Origin of the sequence: Streptomyces sp. NPDC127038, from assembly GCF_042725875.1 — a bacterium.
Lineage (GTDB): Bacteria > Actinomycetota > Actinomycetes > Streptomycetales > Streptomycetaceae > Streptomyces.
Window position 1 is genome coordinate 17,236 of sequence record NZ_JBHXDQ010000023.1, and the last position, 20,600, is coordinate 37,835.

Sequence of the window (20,600 nt, forward strand, 5' to 3'; positions counted from 1 at the left end):
GCACTCACCTCAGCTTCGGGTCGAGGGCGTCGCGCACCGCGTCGCCGAGCATGATGAACGCGAGCACGGTGATCGCGAGCGCGCCGGCCGGCCACAGGAGCATGTGGGGGGCCTGGCGGATGTACGCGGAGGCCGAGGAGATGTCGATGCCCCAGCTGACCGTGGGGGGCTTGAGACCGACGCCCAGGTACGACAGCGTCGCCTCCAGCGAGATGTACGTACCGAGCGCGATGGTCGCGACGACGATCACCGGCGCGACCGCGTTCGGGGTGATGTGCCGCAGCATCATCCGGGAGTTGGAGGCGCCCAGCGCGCGGGCCGCGTGGACGTAGTCGTTCTCCTTGGTGGTGATCACGGAGCCGCGCGCGATCCGGGAGACCTGTGGCCAGCCGAGCAGCACCATGAACCCGACGACCGGCCAGATCGTGTTGCTGGTCACCACGGAGAGCAGCACCAGACCGCCGAGCACGACGGGGATCGCGAAGAAGATGTCGGTGATCCGGGACAGGATCGAGTCGCCCACCCCGCCGTAGAAGCCGGCCAGACCGCCGAGGAACGAGCCGAGGAGCGCGACCCCGATCGTGGCGAGGACACCGACGCTGATCGAGACCCGGGTTCCGTACACGGTCCGGGTGTAGACGTCGCAGCCCTGGCCGTCGAAGCCGAAGGGGTGTCCGGACTGGGAACCCTCCTGGGCCTTGGAGAGGTCGCACTTGAGCGGGCTCTGCGAGGTGATGAGCGAGGGCCAGATCGAGATGACGACCAGGAAGAGGATGACCAGCCCGGAGATGATGAAGACGGGGTTGCGGCGCAGGTCGCGCCAGGCGTCGGACCACAGGGAACGCGGCTTCTCCTTCGGCCCGGTGCCCTCCGGTCCTCCCGGGGTCCTCTCCAGGGTCTCCGCCTCGCTCGACCCGAGGTCCATCGTGCCTCCGAAGCCGGTCGGGGCGATGGCGAGGTCCTCCGGCGGCGGGCCTTCGGGACCGTGGTGGAATTCCTCTTCCTCGTACGGCGGCTGCTCAGGCATAGCGGATCCTCGGGTCGAGTACGGCGTACAGCAGGTCGACGAGCAGATTGGCGACCATGAAGATGAGGACGAGGATGGTCACGAAGCCGACGACGGTCTGGGTGTTCTGGCGCACGATCCCCTGGTAGAGCTGGTAGCCGACACCGTGGATGTTGAAGATCCGCTCGGTGACGATCGCGCCGCCCATCAGGGCCCCGATGTCGGTGCCGATGAAGGTGACGACGGGGATCAGCGAGTTGCGCAGCAGGTGCCGGATGGTGACCCGGCGCCGCGGCAGCCCCTTGGCGACGGCGGTGCGCACGTAGTCGGACCGCTTGTTCTCCGCGATGGAGGTCCGGGTCAGCCGCGTCACGTACGCGAGGGAGACCGAGGCCAGCACCAGGCCGGGCACGATCAGCTCGCCGAAGGTGGCGTCGGCGGAGACCGACGGTTTGATCCAGCCCCATTTGACGCCGAGCAGCAGCTGGGCCAGCAGACCGGTGACGAAGGTCGGCACGGAGATGACCACGAGGGTGAGCAGCAGGACGCCGGTGTCGACGGGCCGGCCGCGGCGCAGACCGGTGATGACGCCGAGCGTGATGCCGATGATGATCTCGAAGAAGATCGCGACGATCGTCAGCCGGATGGTGACCGGGAACGCGGAGGCCATCAGCTCGGTGACCGGCTGTCCGTTGAACGCGGTGCCGAAGTCGCCGGTGAAGATGTGGCCGAGGTAGGTCAGGTACTGCTGCCACAGGGGCTTGTCGAGGCCGAACTCCGCGCGCAGCTGGGCGGCCGTGGCGGGGTCGCACTTGCGCTCGCCGCAGAGGCCCGCGATGGGGTCGCCCATCACGTTGACCATCACGAAGATGAGCAGGGTGGCGCCGATGAAGACCGGGATCATCTGTAGCAGTCGCCGGATGACGTACCGTCCCATGAGTGCTCCGGAGATAGAGGGGCGGCCCGGTTGCGGGCGGACCGCCCCGGGCGGCTCAGTTGACGGTGATCTCGTTGTAGACGGGCACGCTGAACTGGTTCAGGGCCACGTTCGAGACCTTGTCCGAGTAGCCGGCGCTGCCGTTCTGGTACCAGAGCGGAATGGCGGCCATGTTGTCCCGTACGACGCCTTCGGCCTGCTGGAAGAGCGAGATGGCCTTGCTGGTGTCGGTCTCCGCGTTCGCCTGGTTGACGAGACTGTCGAACTGCTTGTTCGACCACTGGCCGTCGTTCGACGAGGCGTTCGTGTAGTAGAGCGGCTGGAGGAAGTTCTGGATCAGCGGGTAGTCCATCTGCCAGCCGGCCCGGAACGGACCGGGCATCTTGTGCTGCCCGATCTGGTTGCGGAAGTCGGCGAAGGTGCCGATCGGGTTGCCGACGCAGGCCTTGTCGTTGCCGAGGGCGTTGTTGATCGAGTTGCAGACGGCGTCGACCCATTCCTTGTGAGAGCCGGTGTCCGCGTTGTACGAGATCTTGACCTGGCCGCCGGGCAGACCCCCGCCCTCCTGGACCATCTTCTTGGCCTCGGAGGGGTTGTAGTCGCAGTACTTGCCGCACAGGCCCTTCTGGAAGCCGCCCTTCTCGCCGAGCACCGGTGAGGTCCAGTCGCTCGCGGGGGTCCGCGTCTTCTGGAAGATGGTGTCGGTGATCTGCTGGCGGTTGATCGCCATGGACAGGCCCTGACGGACCTTGGTGGCGCCGCTGGTGTTCCACTTCGGGTCGTAGAACGGGAACGCGAGGGTCTGGATGATGCCGGCCGGGGTGTTGATGTACCGGCCGTTCAGGTCGGAGTTCGCGTTCTTGAGCTGGGCCGCGGGCACGTCGTCGACGAGGTCGAGGTTGCCGGCCAGCAGGTCGTTGTAGGCCGTGTTGTTGTCGGTGTAGACCTTGAGGGTCACCCCGTCGTTCTTGGCCTTGTCGTCTCCGGGGTAGGCGTCCCACTTCTTCAGCACCATCTGCGAGCCCTTGGTGTAGGAGTCGATGGTGTAGGGACCGTTGCCCACGGGCTTCGCCACCCAGGCCGCGTGGTCGCTGAAGAACGACTTGGGCAGCGGCGAGAAGGCCGCATAGCCGAGGGTGTCGGGGAACGTCGAGAACTTCTGGGTGAGCGCGACGGTGAAGGTGTCCGTGCCGGTCACCTTGAGCCCGGAGAGGGTGTCGGCGGTCTGCTTGCCCGTGTCGGGGTGCGTCTTGTCGTAGCCCTGGATGTACCCGAAGAAGTACGCGTTCTTCTGGTTGTTCTTCAGGCTGGCGCCGTAGTTCCAGGCGTCGACGAAGGACTGGGCCGTGACGGCCTCCCCGTTGCTGAACTTCCAGCCGCTCTTGACGGTGATCGTGAAGTTCTGCGAATCGGTGGTGTCGATCTTCTGCGCGAGCATGTCCTCGGCCGCGCCGGTCTTGGCGTTGTAGCGCTTGAGCCCGCGGAAGATCATGTCGAGGACCTTGCCGCCCTGCACCTCGTTGGTGTTGGACGGTTCGAGCGGGTTCTGCGGATCGCCCCAGGAGGCGCTGACCGTGCCGGAGCCGCTGCTGCTACCCCCTCCGCCCCCGCAGGCGGACGCCGCCAGGGCTACCGCCGCCGCGCATGCGGCCCATTTGGCGTGCGTGGCTCCACGCATGGAGTGCCTCCTCGAGAGTGCGCTGTGCCGCCGGCGCCGGGTCGGGGTCGGACGCCCGGCTCCGGTGCGGTGTGCCTATGGGGCCCAATATCTGTCCATACGGGGCACATCGCACATTTACCCCACCCTTCCGGGTGGCGAGTCCTCCGGAAGGGGGCACTCCGGACGCTCCGTCAAACGATCTTGACCTCGGCTCAAGACGATCTTGACCTTCGGCGCAACAGATCTTCACGCATCGATGCGGAACTGTTCATTCCAGTGCACGAGATGTACGCATTCCGAGACTCCGGCGTCCGGATAACGAACTCATTGCCCGTTTCGCCACATTGGCCCGAATCCGGACACAGAACGGCCACAGTGCGCTACACGCGTAGTTACGCTGAGGTCAACCCAAGGCAAAGAAAGTAAAGAGAAAACCAAGGCGACCGAGATTTTATTGACCTTGCATGAATTGCGTTGAAAAAGTCCGGCGTAGCCCGTAGGGAGCGCCCTGCGGAGCCCTTGACCCCTCGGGCCTGGAGCATCATGACCCCCCCTACTCCATCCGCGGCCGCCCCACTTGAGGTGACCGACGAGACCGGCAAGACCCCGGCTCCGTCTTCCACCACCAAGGGCTCAGAGAGTCGCTCCCCGGGCCGCCTCGCCTGGAAGCGCTTCCGGCGCGACCGCACCGGCGTCGTGTCCGCGTACATCGTGATCTTCTTCTTCGTGATCGCGATCTGCGCGCCGCTGATAGCCAAGCTGTACGGGAAGAACCCGTACGAGCAGTACGGCCAGGAGAAGGACGGCCTGCTGAACGACTTCGCCTTCCCGGTGAAGCCCAACGGCGGCATCGACAGCAACTTCTGGTTCGGCATCGAGCCCCAGCTGGGCCGTGACGTCTTCACGTTCCTGCTGTACGGCATCCGCACCTCGCTGATGATCGCCACCGCCGCCACCCTGCTCACCACGGTGGTCGGTGTCGTGATCGGCATCACCGCGGGATACCTCGGTGGCCGACTGGACTACTTCGTCGGCCGGGTGATCGACATCCTGCTGTCGTTCCCGTCCACCCTGTTCTTCATCGCCTTCATGCCGGTCGTCTACGCGCTCTTCGTGCCCTTCGACGAGGACGTCCCGACCTGGCTGCGGGCCACCTGCCTGATCCTCGTCCTCTCCGCCTTCGGCTGGGCCTCCATCGCGCGTCTGCTGCGCGGTCAGGTCCTCGGTCTGCGGGAGCGTGAGTTCGTCGAGGCGGCGAAGGTGACCGGCGCGTCCTCGCGCCGCATCGTCTTCAAGGAACTGCTGCCCAACCTCTGGACGCCGATCCTGATCCAGTCCACCCTCATGCTGCCGGCGTACGTCACGGCAGAGGCGGGACTCGCCTTCCTCAACGCGGGCATCCAGGACCCGACCCCCGACTGGGGCGTCATGATCCAGCGCGGTGCCGGCTTCTACACGGAAGACATCACTTTCATGATCTTCCCGGGCGTCTCGATGATCATCTTCGTCCTGGCCTTCAACCTGCTCGGAGACTCGGTCCGCGACGCACTCGACCCGAAGTCCAAGCGCTGACTTCCTTCCCCCAGTACCGGTCATAGCCGTCCGGCTGGTTACCCGTCTCACACTCACCCACCACTAGGCAGGTAAGCCATGTCCTTTTCCCGCAGAAACTTCCTCATAGCCACTGGTGTGGCCGCCGGTGCCACCACGGTTCTGAGCGCGTGCAGCAGCGGCAACGGCGGCGGGAGCGGCAGCAACAAGGCCCCGTCCGTGGCGAAGGCCAAGGCGGCCACCATCGCGGTCGGCACCAAGGCGGACTCCACCGGCCCGGCCCCCGAGGTCGCCGGCGCGGTCAAGGGCGGCACGATCTACACGCTCGACCAGATCGACTGGGACCACCTGGACCCGGCGCAGCTGTACTCCTCCTACGAGGGCGCCTGCTCGGTCCTGTTCCTGCGCGGCCTGACCGGCTACAAGATCGACTCCAAGGGCGGCACCACCCTCGTGGGTGACCTCGCCACGGACGCCGGCACCGCGACCGACGGCGGCAAGACCTGGGCCTTCACGCTGAAGGACAACGTGAAGTGGGAGGACGGCTCCGACGTCACGATCGAGGACGTGCGCTGGACCTTCGAGCGCCTCTTCGCCTCCTTCGTCACCCAGGGCCCCCGCTACCCGCAGGGCTGGCTCATCGGCGGCGACAAGTACAAGGGCCCCTACGGCGGCAAGCACCTCGACTCCATCGAGGTCAGCGGCAAGACCATCACGTTCAAGCTGAAGGAGGCCCACGCCGACTTCAACTTCATGGTCGCCATGCGCGGCTTCTCCATCGTGCCCAAGAAGCACGACACCAAGGAGAAGTACGACAAGCACCCGCTCTCCTGCGCCCCGTACAAGATCGAGAGCCGCAGCATCGGCAAGGGCGCGACCCTGGTCCGCAACACCCACTGGGTCGCCGAGACGGACCCGCTGCGCAACGCGTACCCGGACAAGTTCGTGTTCCAGTTCGGCTTCCAGCCGCTGGCCTCCACGGACCGCTACATCGCCGACCAGGGCAACGACCAGTTCACGCTGTCGCTGCTCAACGAGGTCGCCCCGGAGCGCATCCAGAAGGTCATGACGGACCCGACCCTCAAGAAGCGCGTCCTGACCCAGGTCGACACCACCTGCTACTACTTCGCGATCAACACCAAGCGCGTCACCGACGTCAAGGTGCGCCAGGCGCTCAACTTCGCGTGGCCCTCGAAGCAGCTCCAGCAGATCCGCGGTGGCTCGCTCTCCACGGCGACCGCCACCACGATCATCAGCCCGCTCACCCCGGGTCACAAGGACTTCGACCTCTACGGCAAGAAGACCAAGCCGCTGGGTGACCCGGACAAGGCCAAGGCCCTCCTGAAGGAGGCCGGCAAGACGGGCCAGCGCATCGTCGTCGCCATGCAGCAGTCGGACAACGCGGTCAAGCAGGCCGTCGCGATCAAGACCGCGCTGACCAAGGCCGGCTTCACCCCGGTCGTGAAGCAGGTCGACAAGACCTCCTTCTACAGCCAGATCGGTCAGCTGGACAACCAGTACGACATGTTCGCCGCGGGCTGGGGCCCGGACTGGCCGGCCGGTTACGCCGTCATCCAGCCCTGCTTCGACAGCAGCCAGATCGCCGACGGCGGTGTCAACTGGCCGCAGCTGAAGGACGCGAGCGTGGACAAGGCGATCGCCGCCGCCACGATCGAGCCCGACGCGAAGAAGGCCGCCAAGATGTGGGGCGACATCGACGAGCAGATCATGCAGCTCGCCGCCGTGGTTCCGGACTACAACCCGATCCGCAACTACTTCCACGGCTCCAAGGTCGGCGGCGTGATCTACGACTCCGGCAACACCTGCATCGCACTCGGCAAGGTCTACGCCGCCCAGGCCTGACCCTGCTCCGGGGCGGCGGCCACGTGCCGCCGCCCCGGTCTCTCTCACCCCCACCCCACACTCCCGGCGACGGCGCCCCGTCCGGAAAGTCACGCCATGCTCCGTTTTCTAGTCCGCCGTGTAGTCGGCGCACTTGTGATTCTGCTGATCATCAGCGCCGTCACCTTCATGCTCTTCTACGCGCTCCCGCGTGACCCCGCCCGCATGGCGTGCGGCAAGGTCTGCACCAAGGAGCTCCTTGAGCAGGTCAGGCACAACCTCGGGATCGCCGACTCGCTTCCGGTGCAGTACTGGCACTGGCTGGAGGGCATCTTCATCGGGCGTGACTACGGCGGCCTGGGCAACTGCAACGCGCCCTGCCTCGGTTTCTCGTTCACCAACCGCGAGCCGGTCCTGGGCACGATCATGGACCGCATGCCGACCACGATCTCCCTCGCGCTCGGCGCCTCGGTCTTCTTCCTCATCATCGGCGTCGGTGCGGGCATGATCGCCGCGGTCAAGCAGGGCAAGGCCGCCGACAAGATCGCGAGCTCGTTCTCGCTGATCGGCTCCTCGCTCCAGATCTACTTCGTCGGCTACATCGCGATGTACTTCCTGGTCCAGCAGCTCGGCATCCTCGAGCAGCCCTCGTACACGCCGTTCACCGACGACCCGGCCGCCTGGGCCGGCGGTCTGCTGCTGCCCTGGCTGACGCTCTCCATCATCTTCACCGCGAACTACACCCGTATGACGCGCTCCCAGCTGGTGGAACAGCTCAGCGAGGACTACGTGCGCACCGCCCGCGCCAAGGGTCTGTCCCGGCGCGCGGTGTTCTTCCGCTTCGCCTGGCGCGGAGCCATGGGCCCCATCGTCACGATCTTCGGCATCGACCTGGGGACCCTGATCGGCGGCGCCATCATCACCGAGTCGGTCTTCAGCCTCCAGGGCATCGGCAAGCTCGCCGTGTCCGCCGTCGAGGCGAACGACCTGCCGATGCTGCTGGCCGTCACCGTGGTGGCCTCCGGAGCGATCGTCTTCTTCAACATCGTCGTCGACGCCGTCTACGCGTTCATCGACCCGCGGATCCGGCTCGCCTGACCCCGGCGCCCCGCCGCCGTTCCCCCCGCCGACCCGCAAGCTACCCCTCGCATCACCCCCCAGGAGCGTCCCCGTGACGAGCACCGATCAGCAGCCCTTCCTGTCCGTCAGGGATCTGAAGGTCCACTTCTCCACCGAGGACGGCGTCGTCAAGGCCGTCGACGGTCTCACCTTCGACCTGGCCAAGGGCAAGACGCTCGGCATCGTGGGCGAGTCGGGCTCGGGCAAGTCCGTCACGAACCTGACGATCCTCGGCCTGCACGACCGCGACCGCACCGCCATCGACGGCGAGATCCTGCTCGACGGCAAGGAGCTGCTGACCGCCTCCGAGCGCGAGCTGGAGAAGCTGCGCGGCAACAAGATGTCGATGATCTTCCAGGACGCGCTGGCCTCGCTGTCCCCGTACCACACCATCGGCCGGCAGATCGGCGAGACGTACCGCAAGCACACCGGTGCCTCCAAGAAGGAGGCCCGGGAGCGGTCGATCGAGATGCTGCGGCGCGTGGGCATCCCGCAGCCGGACGTCCGGGTGGACGACTACCCGCACCAGTTCTCCGGCGGTATGCGCCAGCGCGCGATGATCGCCATGGCGCTGGTCTGCGACCCCGAGCTGCTGATCGCCGACGAGCCGACCACCGCGCTCGACGTCACCGTGCAGGCCCAGATCATGGACCTGCTCAAGGACCTCCAGCAGGAGTTCGGCACCGCGATCATCTTCATCACGCACGACCTCGGCGTCATCGCCGACATCGCGGACGACGTGCTCGTGATGTACGGCGGCCGGTGCGTGGAGCGGGGCACCAAGAAGGAGGTGCTGCGGGCGCCGCAGCACCCCTACACCTGGGGCCTGCTGGGCTCGATGCCGAGCCTGGACGGGCCGGTCGACGTTCCGCTGTCGCCGATCCCGGGCTCGCCGCCCTCGCTCCTCAACCCGCCGACCGGCTGCCGCTTCCACCCGCGGTGCACCTTCGCCGAGAAGGTCACCGGTGGTCTCTGCTCCACCGAGCAGCCGCCGCTCCAGGTCACCGACGGACGCGGTGCCGCCTGCCACCTCACGGCGGACCAGCGCCGCGACTTCTTCGCCGACTTCGCCGCGACGCGGTCGCACTGACGTAACTGAGACGGGACTTCACGATCATGAGCAACACGAACCCCCTCCTGGACGTCACCGGACTGACCAAGCACTTCCCGGTGATGGGCGGCTTCCCCTTCAAGCGGAAGATCGGCGCGGTCCAGGCCGTCGACGGTCTCGACTTCCAGGTCGCCGAGGGCGAGAGCCTCGGTCTGGTCGGCGAGTCCGGCTGCGGCAAGTCGACGACGGGCCGGCTGGTCACGCGTCTGCTGGAGCCCACCGGCGGCAGCATCAAGTACCGCGGCCAGGACATCACGCACGCCAACCGCAAGCAGCTCGCGCCGGTCCGCTCCGAGATCCAGATGATCTTCCAGGACCCGTACGCCTCGCTGAACCCGCGGCAGACGGTCGGCAAGATCATCTCGGGCCCGATGGAGATCAACGGGATCAACCCGCCCGGCGGTCACGAGAAGCGCGTCCGGGAGCTGCTGGAGACGGTCGGTCTCAACCCCGAGCACTACAACCGCTTCCCGCACGAGTTCTCCGGCGGCCAGCGCCAGCGCATCGGCGTCGCCCGCGCCCTGGCCCTTCAGCCGAAGCTGATCGTCGCGGACGAGCCGGTCTCGGCGCTCGACGTCTCCATCCAGGCGCAGGTCGTCAACCTGCTCCAGGACCTCCAGCGGGACCTGGGCATCGCGTTCCTGTTCATCGCCCACGACCTCGCGATCGTGCGGCACTTCTCGCAGCGCGTCGCGGTGATGTACCTCGGCAAGATCGTCGAGATCGCCAACCGCGAGGACCTGTACGACAACCCGCGCCACCCGTACACGCGCGCGCTGATGTCGGCCGTTCCCGAGGCGACCGCGGACGACGTCCCGGCCCGTGAGCGCATCCTGCTCAAGGGTGACGTCCCCTCGCCGCTCAACCCGCCGTCGGGCTGCCGTTTCCGCACCCGCTGCTGGAAGGCGACGGAGAAGTGCGCGACCGAGGCTCCGCCGCTGGTGCAGATCTCGGGCAGCAACGACGGTCACCTGACGGCCTGCCACTACCCGGAGACGACGGAGACCGTCCCGGCCCCGCGTCTCGCCAAGGACCCCGAGGCGGCGGTCTGACACACCCCTTTCCGTCAGCCGCCCCCTTCCAGGAACCGACCGTCCCGGCCCATTGACCCGAGCCCGTGAACGCCGGTTCCAGGGGAACGAAGGCCCGCACTCGAACGAGTGCGGGCCTTCCTCGATATCGGCCTGGAGTGCACCTCTTCATAGGTGCGCCGTATCCCGGCGCACGACCGCCACTACGCTGGCCGCCTTCACGCTTCGGAGGTTCGGTTGGTACGGAGAACTGCGCTCGGGCAGGACTTCCGGAGGCTATGGGTCGCCTACGCGGTCAGCGCGGCGGGCAGCGCCGTCGGCATGGGGGCGTTGCCGCTGATCGCCCTCCTGGTCCTGGATTCCTCGGCCTTTCAGGTCTCTCTGCTCGCCGCGCTGTCCGCGGTGGCCAGTGGGGTGATCGCTCTGCCGCTCGGCGTGCGCATCGAACACCGGTACAAGCGGCCGGTCATGATCACCACCGACCTGGTCCGGTGCGCGGCTCTGGCAAGCATTCCCCTTGCCATGGCCTTCGACGGACTCACCTTCACGCAGCTGTGTGCGGTCGGCGTTCTCCAGACTGCGGCGTCCGTCGCCTTCGACGCGGCTAGTGGGGCGCACCTGAAGGCGCTCGTCCCGGCCGAGCACCGCCTTCGTGCCAACAGCCTTTTCGAGACGACCGGCTGGATCACCGTCAGCGCGGGCCCGCCCGTCGGCGGGCTGCTGATCGCGGTCCTTGGCGCGGCTGCGACGCCGGTCGTCGACGCGCTCTCCTTCCTCGGGTCGGCCCTCGGGATCCGTAGCATCCGGGAGCCCGAATCCACGCCGCCGAAGCGCTCCGCCGCCTCTCACCTGGGCCGTGACATCGCTGCCGGTTGGCAGTACCTCCTCCGGCACCCGGGACTGCGGCCGCTGTTCTTCAACGCGCTTCTCTTCGGCGGATCCATCATGATGACGTCACCGCTGATGGCCGTCCTCATGCTGGATGATCTCGGCCTGACACCGTGGCAGTACGGACTGGCCCTGGGACTGCCGTGCCTGGGCGGAGTGCTGGGCTCACGTCTGACTCCGCTGCTCACCCGGCGCATCGGCGTGCATCGTGTCCTGCTGATGTCCGGTGTTGCACGTACGCTCTGGACGATCCTTCTGCCACTGACGCCCTCCGGTGCCCTCGGCGTGTTCGTCATCGTGGCCGCCGACTTCGGCCTGCTCTTCTCGGCCGGGGTTTTCGGCCCTGCGTTCACCACGTACCGCATGGCTGCCACCCCGGACGCGTTCATGTCCCGCGTCGGCACCTCGTGGTCCGTCGGCTCCAGGACGTGCCAGGCCATCTTCATGATCGCCGGCGGCCTGATCGCTGCCGCGACAGGAGTGCGTGGTGCTCTGCTCATCGCCGGCCTGCTGTGCATGGCCAGCGCGTTGCTCCTGCCCTGGCGAAGGGCGCGCGCCTCCGCCGGGCTCATCCCGGCACCTACGACGGGTGCGACTCCGTCCCCGACCACGGCAGGTCCTCCGCCCAGATGAACTGGAGGGACGAGAAGGTCACCCAGGCCACGTGCAAGAACACGAAGAAGCAGTGGTGGGGACACATCAACGGCCAGCTCTACACGGAGTACAACCGCGGAGCCTGGTGCCTGACCCACAGCGGCAGGGAGAAGCCCGTGTACGCCCGCCTGTGCATCGACGCGCAGGACTGGATGTGGACGAGCCTCCGCAACAACGCCAAGACGTCGATCGCCTCACCCCAGTGCAGCTACCTCAAGGTGGTCGGCGGACAGGTGATGTGCGGCAAGCGGACCGGCGTCGGCAGTGAGCCCGGGCGGAAGAAGATGACCTGGATCATCAAGTACTGAGCCGAGCCGCCTGTCGGCGGAACGCACATCGGCCGATTCGAAAGGGCCCGCGCTCCCTGCTCCGGGAGGCGCGGGCCCCTTCTTCTGCCGACTGCACTCCGTTGTCCACCTCGATAGGCTCGAGACATGGACTACGCCAAGATGCGCGCGATCGCCGAGGAGCTGACGGCGTACGCCGAGCAGCTCGAGGGATCGTGGGAGGTCGAGATCGGTCCCTCTGGGCCTTTTCTTGCCATGGTGAGCCCTTCGAAGCGCCACGAGGGCACCGTCCGCCGTATCCGCAACCAGCTCAACGAGCAGCTCCCGGCAACCCACCCCGGCCATGTCTGCGAGAATGGCCCGGAGATCGAACATCCGGGAATCGGCCGCATGCGGCGCCCGGACGCGGTCGTCATCCCCGAGGACGTACTCGACGAAGAGGGACTCTCCGTCGACGCCACCTAGGTGCTGGCGGTCGTCGAGATCGTTTCCCCGTCCAACCCGGACAACGACTACGGTGAGAAGCTCGCCGAGTACCCGGCCATGAGCATCGCCGACTACATGATCGTCGACCCCCGCACCGGCACCATCGAGGTGCATTCGAAACCCTGCGGGGACCGCTACCGGGAGAAGTCCTCGTACATCTTCGGCGACGCCGTCCCGTTCGGCCCGTGGACCGTCAGGACCGACGCCTTCCGCCGGTACGGCAAGGCGGGAGACACGCCCCGGAGCTGACGGACGGCGACCGCACCGGATCTCGCCCTCAGGCCCCGCCCATCTCCAACGGGCCGCGTTCCACGCAGAATTCGTTGCCCTCGGTGTCCGCGAGGACGACGAAGCCGCCGCCGTCGGGGCGGATGTGGTCCGCGACGCGGCGGGCGCCGAGGGACAGGACCCGTTCGACCTCCTGGTCGCGGGTGCGGCCGTGCGGGGTCAGGTCGAGGTGCACCCGGTTCTTCACCGTCTTGCCCTCGGGGACCTGCACGAACAGGAGCGTCGGGCCGCCGGACGGGTCCTCGATCACGGCCTCCGGGTCACCGGGCTTGTCGTCCTCGTGGAGCGGCCGGCCGAGCAGCTGGCTCCAGAACAGCCCGACGTCGTACGGGTCTCCGGTGCAGTCGAAGGTGATCGTACGGATGGTGGGGTAAGACGGCTGAGGTTCCGTCATGGCTAGTCTCCCGTCCGGCCGTCGGCCAGTTCCCGCAGTATGTCGAGGTGACCGTTGTGCCGGGCGGTCTCCTCCACGAGGTGGAGGACGATCCAGCGGAGGTCGAAGAGCGTGCCGTCGCGGCCGGGCCGCTCGGACCTGGCGTCGAGGTCGTGCGCGGCCACCAACTCGCGGTAGCGGACGCTCTGTTCCTCGTACTCGTCGAGGAGCTGCGACAGCGGGAAGTCGACGGCGATGCGCATCTCGCGGTCGGGGTCCTCGTCCGTCCAGGGTCCCTTGTCCTCCTCGCCGAGGAAGACCACCTGGAACCAGTAGTACTCGACCCAGCGGAGATGGTTGATCACCCCGCTCAGCGTCATCAGCGGGGATCCGGGCAGCGGAGCCTTGCGGGCGTCCTCCGCGGACACGCCCTCGCACTTGGCGCGGGCGGTGGCGCGGGCGTAGTCGAGGAAGGTGGCCAGCTGGGTGCGCTCGTCCCGGGCCGGAGGCCTGTCCGTTCGTTTCGGTGAAGTCATCGGGGTGAAGCATTCCGGCCCGTACGGCCGATGTCGAGCGAATAAGGACACCGGAGCGTCCACCGGGACGCCGGGACCAACCAGCGCTAGGAGGGCGGCCGTTGCCCGTCCGGCCCGGCCTGCGACGGCGCGTCCGGCCGTGCCACGAGTTCCGCCTCGAACCCGTCGTCGTCCTCCAGATAGGCCGCGTAGTGGGCGGGGCCGCCCGCGTGGGGGTGGCGGTCGGGGAACAGGAGGGTCCAGCCGTGCTCCGGAGCCTCCGTGACGAGGGTGTCGAGCTCGGCGCGGCTCGTGACGTGGAAGGCGAGGTGGTTCAGCCCCGGGCGCAGCCGGTCGTGGCGGTCGCCGGTCAGCGCGGGCGACTGCTCCAGGACCAGGTAGGTCTCCCCCAGCCGCCAGCTGCGGCCGTCCGGCCAGTCCTGGTACGGCGTGTACCCGAGCCGCTCCAGCAGCCAGCCCCAGGAGCGCACGGCCCGCCCCAGGTCGGGTACCCAGAGCTCGACGTGGTGCAGCATCTCGCGCCTCGATTCTCGTGAGCGGGTCCGGAGTGCGCCGGATCCCGGCCTACCGGCTTACCGGCTTACCGATGTCCCGGGCTTCCCGGCTTCCCGGCTTCCCGGGCCTACCGACTTCCCGGGTCCCGGCTCTCTTCTACCACCCGTTCAACCTGCGATTCTTTCCGGCCACTTGCTCACCGGATTCCATCCCGATCAACGGTTTCGGATGGCCCCGCGGGCTGAGAGACTGCTGCGATGGCTGACCGATCGTTCAGTGACGTCTCGCTCGCCGCCCTGTACGACGCGCTGAATCCGTGGGGTCCGAGCGACGAGTTCTACCTGGATCTGGTGATGTCCGCGCGGTCCGTGCTCGACGTCGGATGCGGGACGGGGCGGCTGCTCACGCGTGCCCGCGAGGAGGGGCACGAGGGGCGCCTGTGCGGGCTGGATCCCGCCGCGGCCATGCTGGTGCAGGCGCGCGGGCGCGCGGACGTCGAGTGGGTGCTCGGGGACCTCGGTTCGGTGCGCTGGGAGCGGGAGTTCGACCTCGTGGTGATGACCGGCCACGCGTTCCAGGTGCTCCTGGGCGACGAGGAGGTGCGCTCCGCGCTGGCCGCCGTACGGCAGGCCCTGGGCGACGGCGGGCGCTTCGTCTTCGAGACCCGCAATCCCGGCGCCCGGGCGTGGGAGACCTGGCGGCCCGACCGGGCGCGCGAGGTGCGTGACGCCCACGGCGACACCGTACGGGTCCGGCACGCGGTGGAGACGCCGGTGCTCGGGGACCGCGTGACGTTCAGCGAGACGTTCGAGCACGCGCGCTGGGGGTGCCCTCGGGTCAGCCGCAGCACGCTGCGGTTCCTGGGCGCGGACGCCCTGCGGGGGTTCCTCGCCGAGGCGGGCCTCGCGGTGCGCGAGCAGTACGGGGACTGGGGCCGCCGCCCGCTCTCCCCCACGGCGCCCGAGATCATCACGGTCGCCGGCCGGGCCTGACCGGACGGACGCCCCGGCGCGTACGCGGGCGGAGCCACGGACCGTGCGCCGGCGGCCCCCGGCCGTACCCGGGCGAACGGCGCCACGGACCGTGCACGGGCGGTGCCGCGGACCGTACGCGAAAGGGCCCGCGCGCGACGGCGGCGGGCCCCTCACGTACGGCGGGCGGGCCTCAGGGGGTGTCCTCCAGGGCCACCAGGGCCGGGTCCAGCACGATGTCCTCGTCGCGGGCCTCGGTGGTCGGGTCCTCCGGGAAGTGGCACGCCGTCAGATGCCCCTCGCGGTTGCCCGACAGACGGACCAGCGGCGGCTCCTCCTGGGCGCACTTGTCCTGCGCCTTCCAGCAGCGGGTGCGGAAGCGGCAGCCGGAGGGCGGGGAGATCGGGGACGGCACGTCGCCGGCGAGCCGGATGCGCTCCCGGGGAGCCTTGTCGGACTCCTCCAGTTCGACCTCGGGGACGGCGGACAGCAGGGCGTGGGTGTACGGGTGCCGGGGCCGGGTGTAGATCGAGCCGCGGTCACCGACCTCGATCACCTTGCCGAGGTACATCACGGCGACCCGCTGCGAGAAGTGCCGTACCACCGCCAGGTCGTGGGCGATGAACAGGAACGCGATCCCCAGTTCCTTCTGCACCTCCTGGAGGAGGTTGACCACCTGCGCCTGGATGGAGACGTCGAGGGCGGAGACCGGCTCGTCCGCGACGATCAGCTTCGGCTCGGGCGCCAGGGCGCGGGCGACGCCGATGCGCTGGCGCTGGCCGCCGGAGAACTCGTGCGGGAAGCGGTTGTAGTGCTCGGGGTTGAGACCGACGATCTCCAGCAGCTCCCGGACCCTCTTCTCGCGGCCGCCGGGCGGGTCGATCCCGTTGACCTCCATCGGCGCGGAGATGATCTTGCCGACGGTCTGCCGCGGGTTCAGCGACGAATAGGGGTCCTGGAAGATCATCTGGATCTCGGAGCGGATCGGCGCGAGCTGCTTGCGGCTGGCGTGCGTGATGTCCTGGCCGCGGTACTTGATGCTGCCGCCGGTCGGCTCCAGCAGGCGCGTGATCAGGCGTCCGGTCGTCGACTTGCCGCAGCCCGACTCCCCCACCAGACCGAAGCTCTCGCCCACGTTCACGGTGAGGTCGATGCCGTCCACGGCCTGCACCGCGCCGATGGTGCGGCGGACGGGGAAGCCGCCCTTGACCGGGAAGTGCTTGACGAGGCCGTCGACCACCAGCAGCGGCTCGGCGGAACCGTCGGCACCGGCGGCGCGCGGGGCGGGCAGCGTGGCGGCGCCCGCGGTGACGTCCTTCTCGACGTCTTCCTTCATGACGCTCTTCTCCCTACCGCAGCCGGGGCTTGATCTGCTCGATGAAAATGGTCTGCTTCTGCTCGGCCGTGAGGTGGCACGCGCCGCCCCGGCCCGCCGGCAGCGTCGGGAGTTCGTCCACGCACCGCGCGCCCCCGACCTCGCCCTGGAAGGTGCAGCGGGGGTGGAACCGGCAGCCCGACGGCGGCCGCAGCAGGGAGGGCGGGGCGCCCGGGATGGGCGCCAGCGGGGTGTCGAGGTCCGAGTCGAGCCGTGGCATCGAGTTCAGCAGGCCCCAGGTGTAGGGGTGCTGGGGCGACCGCAGCACCTCGTTCACCGTGCCGCGTTCCACCGCCCCGCCCGCGTACATCACCATGATGTCGTCGGCCATGTCGGCGATGACGCCGAGGTCGTGCGTGATGAAGATGATGGCCGAACCGAACTCCTGCTGGAGGTTCTTCAGGAGGTCGAGGATCTGGGCCTGCACGGTGACGTCGAGCGCGGTGGTCGGCTCGTCGGCGATCAGCAGGTCGGGGTCGCAGACCAGCGCCATGGCGATCATCGCGCGCTGGCGCATACCGCCGGAGAACTGGTGGGGATAGTCCTTCGCCCGCTCCTTGGGGTTGGGGATGCCGACTTTGCCGAGCATCTCCACCGCCCGGTCCCACGCGGCCTTCTTCGACGCCCCGGTGTGCTTCCAGAACGGCTCGGCGATCTGCCGGCCCACCGTGTAGTACGGGGACAGGGCCGTCAGCGGGTCCTGGAAGATCATCGCGGCCTTGTTGCCGCGCACCTTCTCCAGCTCCGACTCGCGGGCGGTGATCAGCTCCTGCCCGTCGAGCACGATCTCGCCCTCGATGCTCGTGAACATCGGGTTGTGCAGGCCGAGGATCGTCAGGTTGGTCACCGATTTGCCGGAGCCCGACTCGCCCACGATGCCGAGGGTCTTGCCCCGTTCGAGGTCGAAGGAGAGCCCGTCGACGGCTTTGACGACACCGTCCTCGGTCTTGAACCGGACGTACAGGTCACGCACCGAGAGGAAGGCACCCGGGTCCGCGGGGGTGCCGGCGCCCGATTCCTTGGTCAGAGTGGTCACGGATTGCTCCTAGGACAGCCGCACGCGCGGGTCGATGAAGGCGTAGCAGGCATCCACGATGATGTTGAACAGAAGGATCATGGCGGCGGAGAAGAGCATCACGCCCAGCAGCAGCGGAAGGTCGCTGAAGTTGACCGACTGCACGGCGAGCTGGCCGAGGCCCGGCAGTCCGAAGGTGTACTCGGTGATGATCGCGCCGCCCAGCAGCGAGCCGAGGTCGATGCCGAAGATGGTGACGATGGGAATCAGGGATCCGCGCCAGGCGTAGCGGAAGAAGACGTACTTGCGGGACATGCCCTTGGCCCGCGCGGTGCGGACGTGCTCCTCCTGGAGCTGCTCGATCATCGACGAGCGCGCCATACGGGTGTACTGCGAGGCGAAGATCGTGGACAGGATCACCCAGGGGATGATCAGTCCGGTGAACCAGCTGACCGGGTCCGCGGTGAAGTCGTTGTAGGCCGGCTTGTCGAACAGGTGGCTCTGGTAGACGAGGGCCGCCAGCGCCAGCGGGCCGAGGAAGTAGATCTGCATCGAGCTGAGCACCATCGCGCCGGCCGTCACCGTCTTGTCCACGAGCGTGCCGCGCTTCCACGCGGAGAGCATGCCCGTGCCGAGGCCCACGATCAGGAAGAAGACCGCGGCACCCAGGGTCAGCGACACCGTCGTGGGCAGGCGGTCCATCAGCGTGCCCCAGACCGCCTCGTTGGTGTGGTACGAGTACCCGAAACAGGGTGCGGGGCACGGTCCCTGGTCGAAGCCGTTGCTGCCCAGCACGAGGTTGTGCAGGAAGATCCAGTACTGCTCGGGGATCGACTTGTCGAGCCCGAGCACGTGGTGGATGTTCGCGAGGTTGGCGGGCGTGCAGGTCTTGCCGCACATCAGCAGGCCCGGGTCTCTCGGCATCCCGAAGAACAGCAGGAACGCGACGATGCTCAGCAGGAAGAGAATGACGGCGGCGCCGAGTGTCCGGCGAATGAGGAAGCGCAGCATGGCAGGGGCAGCTCTCAGACGTCAGCGGGCCCCGTCAGGGCGACGGTTACTTGACGAACAGGCGACGCGGGTCGACGCCACCGATCACGTCGTCGTAGACCAGGCCGCCGACCTTGGAGCCGGCGATCTGGGACTGCTTGTAGTACGCGGTCGGGACGACGTTGACGACGTCCTTGACCAGGTACTGGTCGACCTTCTCCCACTCGGCCGCGCCCTTGACCGGGTCGGTGATCTTGTTGATGCGGTCGATGTCCGCGTTCACCTTGGGGTCGTTGACGTGCGAGTAGTTCTGCGCGCCGTCGGCGATCGCGCGGCCGTCGTACAGCGGCGGGATCACGGTCGAGGCGGACGGCCAGTCGGCACCCCACGCGGTGTGGAAGATGTCGTAGTTGTTGTTGACCTTGCCGACCTGGTCGTAGTAGGTCTCCGCCGGGATCTCCTGGCGCTGGACGTTGAAGCCCGCCTTCTGGAGGCCCGCCGCCATGGCGGTGGAGTACTGCTGGCCCTCGGGGGTGTTGATGTAGCCGAAGGTCAGCTTCATGCCCACCTTGCCGGCCGCCTTCAGCAGGGCCTTGGCCTTCTCCGGGTCACCGGCCGGCTTCTTCTTCTTGCCGAACGGGTCGAAGGAGGCGTCGTAGCCGCTGACGGTCGGGCTGATGAGACCGCCGGCGACCTCCATCGCGTCGGTGCCGCCGTAGGCACGGACGAACGGGGTGATCGGCAGGGCGTAGGCGATGGCCTCGCGGACCTTCTTGTCCTGGAGGGCCGGGTGGCTCATGTTGATGTTCATCTGGCCCACGTAGGGCTGGAAGCCCGAGACCGTACGGGACTTCATCTTCGGGTCGGCGAGGACCTTGGAGAGGTTGCCCGCGTCGACCTGGTTGTTGAAGCTGACGCCGGCCTGGTCGGCCCCGGAGTCCGCGAGCAGCGTCTTGGTGGACGCCTCGAACTGCTGGTTGAACGTGATGTTGAACTGGTCCACGTACTGGTGGCGGATCGGGTCCGTCTTCGGGTCCCAGTTGGGGTTCTTCACGAGGACCATCGACTTGCCGGACTTGAACGACTGGATCTTGTACGGTCCGGTCACCACGGGCGCCCGGTCGTACTTCGTCTTCGTGTCGCCCTTGGCCGAGACGACCGCGTAGCCCGCCATGGCGAGGGCGTACGGCAGGTCGGGGTGCGGCGTCTGGAACTTGAAGATGACGGTCTTCGCGTCCGGCGTCTGGAGGATGCTGTCCGGCAGGTGCTTGCCCTTGTAGGGGCCGTCCTTCAGCAGCTTGCGGTAGTCCGCGCCCGGGGTGTTGGCGAGCCACTGCTGGATGTAGGGCGGGCCCTGGTTGATGAACGGGGCGAAGAGACGCTCGAAGGTCTGGCGGACGTCCTTGGACGTGATCGCCGAGCCGTCCTCGAACTTGATGCCGTCCTTGAGCGTGTACTTCCAGGTCTTGCCGCCGTCCGTCGTGGTGCCGGAGTCGGTGGCGAGGTCGCCGACGACCTCGTGCTTGGAGCCGTCGTTGCTCGTGGCCTTGTAGCCGGTCAGACCACGGTGGATCAGCGTGGCCAGGGAGCCCTCGTCGGAGACGTAGATCTGGGCCGGGTCGAGGTGCGCGTAGCTGTCGCGCTGGAGCACCTCCATCGTCCCGCCGCTCTTCGCGCCGGGTACGTCGGCCGCGGGGCCGGTGGAGTCGGCGGCGTTTCCGAACTTGATCGACGCCTGCTGCCGCTGCGCGTTCTCCTTGTCCTTGCTGTTGTTGTTCCCCTTGTCGCTGCCGCCCTTGCTGCAACCGGTGAGCACGAGAGCTCCCGCCGCGAGCACGGAGATTGCGGCGTATGCGTGGCGTCCGCCCCTACTCATCACTCAGATTCCTACCCATCTGTTGTCACCGGTGCGAACAAGTGCACCTGTGGTGCCGGTGAGTTGCGGTCTGCGGTCTTCGGACCTGTGACTGGACATTGCGGTGCTG

18 protein-coding genes and 1 pseudogene are annotated in these 20,600 nt (G+C 67.8%); 9 read left to right on the plus strand and 10 right to left on the minus strand.

What is annotated here, in order from left to right:
* Positions 1–4: 4 nt before the first annotated feature.
* Genes ACFWI4_RS18115 through ACFWI4_RS18125 form a run of 3 tightly spaced genes read right to left on the minus strand, consistent with a single transcriptional unit; the run spans position 5 to position 3,621 of the window.
* Entirely contained in the window at positions 5–1,027 is a 1,023-nt protein-coding gene (locus tag ACFWI4_RS18115) for an ABC transporter permease (RefSeq protein ID WP_387197004.1), read from the minus strand.
* Positions 1,020–1,943, minus strand: a complete 924-nt coding sequence (locus ACFWI4_RS18120; RefSeq protein ID WP_387197007.1) for an ABC transporter permease — start codon at positions 1,941–1,943, stop codon at positions 1,020–1,022. The genes ACFWI4_RS18115 and ACFWI4_RS18120 overlap by 8 nt, the downstream gene beginning before the upstream one ends.
* Before the next feature lie 55 nt (positions 1,944–1,998).
* Positions 1,999–3,621, minus strand: a complete 1,623-nt coding sequence (locus ACFWI4_RS18125) for an ABC transporter substrate-binding protein (protein WP_387197009.1) — start codon at positions 3,619–3,621, stop codon at positions 1,999–2,001.
* 525 nt (positions 3,622–4,146) lie between these two features.
* Here ACFWI4_RS18125 and ACFWI4_RS18130 point away from each other — a divergent pair.
* From ACFWI4_RS18130 to ACFWI4_RS18165, 8 genes and pseudogenes are all read left to right on the plus strand, one after another.
* Entirely contained in the window at positions 4,147–5,175 is a 1,029-nt protein-coding gene (locus tag ACFWI4_RS18130) for an ABC transporter permease (RefSeq protein WP_387197011.1), read from the plus strand.
* A 78-nt stretch (positions 5,176–5,253) separates the two neighbouring features.
* Positions 5,254–7,017, plus strand: coding sequence for an ABC transporter substrate-binding protein (locus tag ACFWI4_RS18135; RefSeq protein ID WP_387197014.1), 1,764 nt, complete (start codon positions 5,254–5,256; stop codon positions 7,015–7,017).
* 96 nt (positions 7,018–7,113) lie between these two features.
* The gene (locus ACFWI4_RS18140; protein WP_387197017.1) at positions 7,114–8,094 is read left to right on the plus strand and encodes an ABC transporter permease; all 981 of its coding nucleotides are present in this window, start codon (positions 7,114–7,116) and stop codon (positions 8,092–8,094) included.
* Positions 8,095–8,167: 73 nt separating this feature from the next.
* Positions 8,168–9,205 carry an ABC transporter ATP-binding protein gene (locus tag ACFWI4_RS18145; RefSeq protein WP_385402806.1) on the plus strand — a complete coding sequence of 346 codons (1,038 nt, stop codon included), beginning with the start codon at positions 8,168–8,170 and terminating at the stop codon, positions 9,203–9,205.
* A gap of 26 nt (positions 9,206–9,231) precedes the next feature.
* Positions 9,232–10,278 carry an ABC transporter ATP-binding protein gene (locus ACFWI4_RS18150; RefSeq protein WP_387197020.1) on the plus strand — a complete coding sequence of 349 codons (1,047 nt, stop codon included), beginning with the start codon at positions 9,232–9,234 and terminating at the stop codon, positions 10,276–10,278.
* A 216-nt stretch (positions 10,279–10,494) separates the two neighbouring features.
* A complete protein-coding gene (locus ACFWI4_RS18155; RefSeq protein ID WP_387197023.1) occupies positions 10,495–11,778 on the plus strand; it encodes an MFS transporter in 1,284 nt (427 codons plus the stop codon).
* Positions 11,775–12,107, plus strand: a complete 333-nt coding sequence (locus tag ACFWI4_RS18160; protein ID WP_387197026.1) for a hypothetical protein — start codon at positions 11,775–11,777, stop codon at positions 12,105–12,107. The genes ACFWI4_RS18155 and ACFWI4_RS18160 overlap by 4 nt, the downstream gene beginning before the upstream one ends.
* 126 nt (positions 12,108–12,233) lie before the next feature.
* Positions 12,234–12,821: pseudogene (locus tag ACFWI4_RS18165) on the plus strand (Uma2 family endonuclease).
* A gap of 28 nt (positions 12,822–12,849) precedes the next feature.
* On the opposite strand, the gene ACFWI4_RS18170 reads toward ACFWI4_RS18165, so the two are convergent.
* The 3 genes from ACFWI4_RS18170 to ACFWI4_RS18180 form a co-directional block, all read right to left on the minus strand.
* Positions 12,850–13,254 carry a VOC family protein gene (locus ACFWI4_RS18170; RefSeq protein WP_387197029.1) on the minus strand — a complete coding sequence of 135 codons (405 nt, stop codon included), beginning with the start codon at positions 13,252–13,254 and terminating at the stop codon, positions 12,850–12,852.
* A gap of 2 nt (positions 13,255–13,256) precedes the next feature.
* Positions 13,257–13,769, minus strand: coding sequence for a DinB family protein (locus ACFWI4_RS18175; RefSeq protein ID WP_387197032.1), 513 nt, complete (start codon positions 13,767–13,769; stop codon positions 13,257–13,259).
* An 86-nt stretch (positions 13,770–13,855) separates the two neighbouring features.
* Positions 13,856–14,284, minus strand: coding sequence for a VOC family protein (locus ACFWI4_RS18180; protein ID WP_387197034.1), 429 nt, complete (start codon positions 14,282–14,284; stop codon positions 13,856–13,858).
* 237 nt (positions 14,285–14,521) lie between these two features.
* Between ACFWI4_RS18180 and ACFWI4_RS18185 the strand changes: the two genes are divergently transcribed.
* Positions 14,522–15,256, plus strand: a complete 735-nt coding sequence (locus tag ACFWI4_RS18185) for a class I SAM-dependent methyltransferase (RefSeq protein WP_387197037.1) — start codon at positions 14,522–14,524, stop codon at positions 15,254–15,256.
* Positions 15,257–15,428: 172 nt separating this feature from the next.
* On the opposite strand, the gene ACFWI4_RS18190 is transcribed toward ACFWI4_RS18185, so the two are convergent.
* The 4 genes from ACFWI4_RS18190 to ACFWI4_RS18205 are packed head-to-tail and all read right to left on the minus strand — an operon-like array spanning position 15,429 to position 20,491.
* On the minus strand, positions 15,429–16,571 hold the full coding sequence (locus ACFWI4_RS18190; protein ID WP_387197040.1) for an ABC transporter ATP-binding protein: 1,143 nt from the start codon (positions 16,569–16,571) through the stop codon (positions 15,429–15,431).
* 13 nt (positions 16,572–16,584) lie between these two features.
* Entirely contained in the window at positions 16,585–17,646 is a 1,062-nt protein-coding gene (locus ACFWI4_RS18195) for an ABC transporter ATP-binding protein (RefSeq protein ID WP_387197043.1), read from the minus strand.
* Positions 17,647–17,655: 9 nt separating this feature from the next.
* Positions 17,656–18,636 carry an ABC transporter permease gene (locus ACFWI4_RS18200; RefSeq protein WP_387197046.1) on the minus strand — a complete coding sequence of 327 codons (981 nt, stop codon included), beginning with the start codon at positions 18,634–18,636 and terminating at the stop codon, positions 17,656–17,658.
* A 46-nt stretch (positions 18,637–18,682) separates the two neighbouring features.
* The gene (locus ACFWI4_RS18205) at positions 18,683–20,491 is read right to left on the minus strand and encodes an ABC transporter substrate-binding protein (protein ID WP_387197049.1); all 1,809 of its coding nucleotides are present in this window, start codon (positions 20,489–20,491) and stop codon (positions 18,683–18,685) included.
* Positions 20,492–20,600 lie beyond the last annotated feature (109 nt).

Excerpts from the sequence above, each read along its gene's own strand:
- ACFWI4_RS18115 (WP_387197004.1), bottom strand. The coding sequence starts at position 1,027 with ATGCCTGAGCAGCCGCCGTACGAGGAAGAGGAATTCCACCACGGTCCC.
- ACFWI4_RS18120 (WP_387197007.1), bottom strand. The coding sequence starts at position 1,943 with ATGGGACGGTACGTCATCCGGCGACTGCTACAGATGATCCCGGTCTTC.
- ACFWI4_RS18125 (WP_387197009.1), bottom strand. The coding sequence starts at position 3,621 with ATGCGTGGAGCCACGCACGCCAAATGGGCCGCATGCGCGGCGGCGGTA.
- ACFWI4_RS18130 (WP_387197011.1), top strand. The coding sequence starts at position 4,147 with ATGACCCCCCCTACTCCATCCGCGGCCGCCCCACTTGAGGTGACCGAC.
- ACFWI4_RS18135 (WP_387197014.1), top strand. The coding sequence starts at position 5,254 with ATGTCCTTTTCCCGCAGAAACTTCCTCATAGCCACTGGTGTGGCCGCC.
- ACFWI4_RS18140 (WP_387197017.1), top strand. The coding sequence starts at position 7,114 with ATGCTCCGTTTTCTAGTCCGCCGTGTAGTCGGCGCACTTGTGATTCTG.
- ACFWI4_RS18150 (WP_387197020.1), top strand. The coding sequence starts at position 9,232 with ATGAGCAACACGAACCCCCTCCTGGACGTCACCGGACTGACCAAGCAC.
- ACFWI4_RS18160 (WP_387197026.1), top strand. The coding sequence starts at position 11,775 with ATGAACTGGAGGGACGAGAAGGTCACCCAGGCCACGTGCAAGAACACG.
- ACFWI4_RS18170 (WP_387197029.1), bottom strand. The coding sequence starts at position 13,254 with ATGACGGAACCTCAGCCGTCTTACCCCACCATCCGTACGATCACCTTC.
- ACFWI4_RS18175 (WP_387197032.1), bottom strand. The coding sequence starts at position 13,769 with ATGACTTCACCGAAACGAACGGACAGGCCTCCGGCCCGGGACGAGCGC.
- ACFWI4_RS18180 (WP_387197034.1), bottom strand. The coding sequence starts at position 14,284 with ATGCTGCACCACGTCGAGCTCTGGGTACCCGACCTGGGGCGGGCCGTG.
- ACFWI4_RS18185 (WP_387197037.1), top strand. The coding sequence starts at position 14,522 with ATGGCTGACCGATCGTTCAGTGACGTCTCGCTCGCCGCCCTGTACGAC.
- ACFWI4_RS18190 (WP_387197040.1), bottom strand. The coding sequence starts at position 16,571 with ATGAAGGAAGACGTCGAGAAGGACGTCACCGCGGGCGCCGCCACGCTG.
- ACFWI4_RS18200 (WP_387197046.1), bottom strand. The coding sequence starts at position 18,636 with ATGCTGCGCTTCCTCATTCGCCGGACACTCGGCGCCGCCGTCATTCTC.
- ACFWI4_RS18205 (WP_387197049.1), bottom strand. The coding sequence starts at position 20,491 with ATGAGTAGGGGCGGACGCCACGCATACGCCGCAATCTCCGTGCTCGCG.